This is a genomic window from Bilophila sp. 4_1_30 (assembly GCF_000224655.1).
Taxonomy (GTDB): Bacteria; Desulfobacterota; Desulfovibrionia; order Desulfovibrionales; family Desulfovibrionaceae; genus Bilophila; species Bilophila wadsworthia.
In genome coordinates, this window is sequence record NZ_JH114231.1 from 932,969 (window position 1) to 937,910 (window position 4,942).

Below are 4,942 nucleotides of genomic sequence, written 5' to 3' on the forward strand. Positions count from 1 at the left end.
ACCGTTACGCCAAGGTATTGACGATCACAAGACCTCCGACCTTTCCGACTCCCAGCCGACCAAGGGAACATCGAAGGCGGCTTGACCACCATCGAAGAAAAGGCCCTCGGCAACATCCAGAAGATCGGTACAAAGGCGCCTGTCATCGGTACGCTGGACAAGGCCGTGACGCCTACCGGCCCCGGCCTGTGGTTCATGGACTCCTCCTCCGCCGCCGCCGAAATGATCACCCTCGTGGCCGCCGCCGGCTACGTGGTGCACTTCTTCCCCACCGGGCAGGGCAACATCATCGGCAACCCGATCGTGCCCGTTATCAAACTGTCCGCCAACCCGCGCACCATCCGTACCATGTCCGAACACATGGACGTGGACGTGTCCGGTATCCTGCGCCGCGAAATGAATCTCGACCAGGCTGGCGACAAGCTGCTCGACATGATGTTCCAGACCATCGCCGGCCGTATGACCGCCGCCGAAGCTCTGAAGCAGAACCAGTTCGTTATGACCCGTCTGTACGAAAGCGCCTAACAACTAAATGTCCGCGCCTCCATGTACGCACGCGGAGGCGCGGCTAGACAGAGGCATTCGCCAAGAAGGCCTCTGTACATATCTACCGGGCCTGCCGCGCATTCACCCCGATCCGGCAAGAGCATCATGACTTCTGGTTCATAAGACTGCCTATAACCTTGTCCAGAGGAACATCATGTCCAGTACAGCGCCGCAGGCTCGGTACAAAACCCCTCTGATTCCGAGTCTTTTTAAAACAATTCGCAGTGGCTACACCCCCGACTTGTTTTCTAGGGATCTCTCGGCCGGAATCACGGTGGGCATAGTGGCGATTCCGTTGGCCCTCGCGTTTGCCATTGCCTCGGGGCTCACCCCGGAACGCGGGTTGTATACGTCCATCGTCGCCGGTTTTTTCATGGCGTTTTTCAGCGGGAGCCGGTTCCCGGTCAGCGGGCCCACGGGCGCGTTCGTCGTCATCATTTACAGCATCGTGTCCCGGCAAGGCTACGAGGGGCTTGTCCTGACGACGCTGATGGCGGGCATCCTGCTCGTCATCTTCGGGTTCCTGCGGCTGGGGGCACTGGTCAAATATATCCCCTATCCGGTGACGACGGGCTTCACCACCGGGATCGCGCTGCTGATCTTCTCCTCACAGATAAAGGATTTCTTTGGTCTGCCCCTTGTCGATACTCCGCCGGAATTTTTCGATAAATGGGGAGCCTATGCCCAAAACGCCATGGACTTCAGCCCCTCGACACTCGGGGTGGCGGCCTTCACACTGCTGGTCATCCTGATCGTCCGGCGCAAGATTCCCAAGCTCCCCGCCCCTGTGGTGGCCGTATTCCTGTCCACACTGCTGGTTTGGCTGTTCTCCCTGCCGACCGACACCATCGGTTCCCGCTTCAGTACGCTGCCCACGGGGTTTCCCGACTTTGCGCTGCCCCAGGGCGTCACCTTCGAGCGTATCCGCGAGCTGTTCCCCGACGCGCTGACCATCGCCCTGCTGGCGGGCATCGAGTCGCTGCTGGCCTGTGTGGTGGCGGACAGCATGACGGGCGACAGGCACAATTCGAATATGGAGCTGATTTCGCAGGGCATCGGCAATGTGGCTTCCGTGTTCTTCGGCGGTTTCGCCGCCACGGGCGCCATCGCCCGCACGGCGACGAATATCCGAGCAGGCGCGATGTCATCCATCTCCGCCATTGTGCATTCCCTGTTCCTCGTGGCTGTGGTCATGTGGTTGCTGCCATTGATAGAGCTCATCCCACTGGCAGCCCTTGCCTCCGTACTGGTGATAGTTGCCTACGATATGAGCGATCTGCGCACTGTGCGCCATATTTTTCAGGGACCTAAGTCCGACTGGTCGGTAATGCTCCTGACTTTCGCGCTCACGGTGGTGTTTGACCTAACCGTGGCTGTATATACTGGAGTCATACTGGCATCGTTGCTGTTCATGCGCCGCATGGGCGAATTAACGGGTCTCCATACCTGCGTTTCCAGCGAGGACGAGGCATCCGGGCACGAAATTCCTGTCCCGGACAAAAACAATGTACCCGACGGTGTGGAGATTTTTGCCATCAACGGGCCGCTGTTCTTCGGTGTGGCTGACCGATTCCAGTCCACGCTGAACGCGATGGAGACGCCGCCCAAGGTGTTCATAATGTATCTGCACAACATGTCCGCCATCGACATGACAGGTATCCACGCATTGGAAGAATTCCTCGAGCGCCGGCGGAAAGGCTGTCGCGTGCTATTCGCCGCCGTGCGGAAACCTGTCCACAGGACGCTCCAGCGGGTCGGTATCCTGCGCACCGTGGGCGAAGAGAACGTCTTCCCCTCACTCGACGAAGCGTTGCTCCGCGCCGAGGAAATTTTGGAAGATACCATTCCCGGGGAAAGAGTTTTGCCACGGCTGGTTTCGAAATCCTGAAGCTATCACGAGAGCAGTAAAAACTGAAGAAGCTCCAGAAGCCATATTCACTCGTCGCCAAGGCAAAATACCATACCGAGAAGCAGAACAGGCACACCCAGCCCCGAAAAGACAGTGCGAAGCATGAAAAACTCCGTGGCGGGGCACCCCCGATGGGATGCCCCCGGTAACATCAGACGAGCAGGCTCTGTCATAGAATGTGATTGTTTCATCTCCACAGTATGGTGCAAAATACAGTCTTTTTCTCCTGTTTTTCGTTAGCGGACTCCATAGGTGAGGCATTTAGTCGTTTATCTCTTTGGAACACAAGGAATAAAGCCTCAATCATTTCTTATGACACAGCTATTTGTTGTTCAATAAATTTCAAGTACGGGGTGGAACTATGTTTTTACATCTTATCGTTTTTGGATGGGCTATCTTTACTGCTGTATTTAGTTTCCAGCTGGTGCAGATTTTCCTGTACGGACAAGAAAAGATTGCATTAGTCGACATACGGAATATCCCCGTACTGCTTGTTTTGCTAGGTGTTCCTCTTATTCCCATAACCATTCACAGTTTCAAGAAGCTCACCAGCGCCGAAAAGACCTATTGGTCGTGGTTCTGTCTGTTCGGCGTTTACGGCATCTTTGTTCTAGCACTGATTTTCATAAGGAACCTGAATACGATTGCCATCTATTCCTCAGCCATCATCGACACCTCCATCATCCTGTGCCTCGAAAAGTTCGTCACAGCGATGAAGGAACGCTCGAACGGCACGCCCCCCCAACAACGCCGTCTGCTTTCCATTTGTCTGCTCGCCGTTTTTGCGTTGCAGTTCGTTTTCGGTGTGCTGTAAAACCGAAAAAACACATCCCAAGCCGGTTATCCCCTTCAATCTCTTTGTAATGAACAAAGAAAAGGCCGAAAAATGTTCTCGGCCTTTTCTTGTAGGTTCTGTCATAGGATGTGGTTGGTTCATCTCCACAGTATGGTGGAAAATACAACCTTTTTCTCCGTTTTTTCCGTTAGCGGACTCCATGGCTGAGTCATTTAGTCGGTTATCTCTTTGGAAATTCAAGAAATAAAGCATCAATTATTTTTTGTGACACAGCCGACGAGCAATAGTTCCTTCGTTTTCCCGCTCGGGCACCTTTCACAGATGATCCGCATCATATCCCGGAACGAATGCTTGCGTGCCTTCGATTTCCCAAGCAAAACGAACGAATAGAATTTGGCAGCGCACTTGTTTGTCCGTATTGTTTTCGAAATCCTGCATATCTGCCCCCTTTGATTTGCGGGTCGAGTCCTCTACCGGTGGCTCGGTGGAGGGCTTTTTGTTAATCAATGGCCGGGTGGATCTTCTGCGTTTCAGGGTGCGATCCGATATACTCGTAGATCTGCCTGTACTTCTCTGTAAAGGTAGGGCTGTGTTCGGCGAACCTGGTAAGGACAAACAAGATCGCCACACCTCCAGCCACATCGGGAGACATCTCCCCATCAAAAAAGCTTCCGGGCCGCATGAGCCTCATGGGATGGTAGCTCCGGGGCGATGGAAAAGCGCCCATTGTTCAGATCATAGAAATTCTGGAAACCTCCCGCGTACCCGCTTCAAAGAGTTCCCATCCTGTTAACGATACGCCATTCAAACGCGAGTATTTTCACCATTCCCACATGCCGGGGCAGAAACCCAGTCCCTCTTCATTGGCTACCCTCGCCGCTGTGATGGCTTCCATTTCCAGATTTTCCATTGTGCCCTCCCTTGACGTTGCGAGTTTTCCCTGGAGTTGAAACCTGCCTTTTGATGAGGATGGAGAGTTGCCGATAACCGTAAGGAGGTGGTGACGACACCCTGGTCGTGCTCTGCTTAGTATATATTTACGTAAATATGTATTTACAATATTATATGTATATGTAATAATATAAATACATATTTATGAGGAGAATAAAAACCATGTATATCTGTGCCATAGCCAACCAAAAAGGCGGCGTGGGCAAGACAACGACGGCACACAATCTGGGAGTTCAGCTTGCCAGAAACGCAGAAAAACGCGTGCTGCTGCTCGATTTGGACGCTCAGGGAAACTTGAGCGACGCCTGTGGTCTTGATCCGCAAACGCTGGAACGTACCGTTTTCGATGTCCTCGCTGGAAACGCCTCCATCGCCGAGGCGAAGAGCACGCTGGAAGCGGGGTTGGATATTCTCCCGGCCAACATCCGGCTTGCAGAAGTGGAACTGGCCTTTGCCGGACGAATGGGGAGGGAGAATCTGGTAAAGAAGGCTCTCGCTTCTGTTGCGGGCGAATACGACTATGTGCTGATTGACTGCCCACCTTCTCTTGGGCTTTTGACCGTCAACGCCCTCAATGCGGCGAACGGGTTGCTCGTCCCGATACAGGTCGAATATTACGCTCTGGCGGGACTCGCGCTCATCAGGCAGACGGCAGAACTTGTCCGTGATCTCAATCCCGATTTGGAAATCCTCGGACTCGTCCTGACGTTTTTTGATGCCCGAAAGACACTCAATAAAGA

At 53.6% G+C, this 4,942-nt stretch carries 5 protein-coding genes and 1 pseudogene; 4 read left to right on the forward strand and 2 right to left on the reverse strand.

The genetic code is table 11. The features are described 5' to 3' along the window. The 3 genes and pseudogenes from HMPREF0178_RS04305 to HMPREF0178_RS04315 form a co-directional block, all read left to right on the forward strand. Positions 1–525, forward strand: a pseudogene (locus HMPREF0178_RS04305) (D-galactarate dehydratase); the annotation flags it as partial. 175 nt (positions 526–700) lie between these two features. Continuing rightward, the gene (locus tag HMPREF0178_RS04310; RefSeq protein WP_009379385.1) at positions 701–2,434 is read left to right on the forward strand and encodes a SulP family inorganic anion transporter; all 1,734 of its coding nucleotides are present in this window, start codon (positions 701–703) and stop codon (positions 2,432–2,434) included. 382 nt (positions 2,435–2,816) lie between these two features. After that, entirely contained in the window at positions 2,817–3,269 is a 453-nt protein-coding gene (locus tag HMPREF0178_RS04315) for a hypothetical protein (RefSeq protein WP_009379387.1), read from the forward strand. 297 nt (positions 3,270–3,566) lie between these two features. Here HMPREF0178_RS04315 and HMPREF0178_RS22790 read toward each other — a convergent pair whose 3' ends face one another. After that, entirely contained in the window at positions 3,567–3,689 is a 123-nt protein-coding gene (locus HMPREF0178_RS22790) for a hypothetical protein (protein WP_255344656.1), read from the reverse strand. Between the two features lie 61 nt (positions 3,690–3,750). Then, positions 3,751–3,978, reverse strand: a complete 228-nt coding sequence (locus tag HMPREF0178_RS23010; RefSeq protein WP_369736778.1) for an antirestriction protein — start codon at positions 3,976–3,978, stop codon at positions 3,751–3,753. Between the two features lie 386 nt (positions 3,979–4,364). Here HMPREF0178_RS23010 and HMPREF0178_RS04325 point away from each other — a divergent pair. Then, the coding region (locus HMPREF0178_RS04325; protein ID WP_009379392.1) for a ParA family protein at positions 4,365–4,942 on the forward strand (578 nt) is incomplete at its 3' end.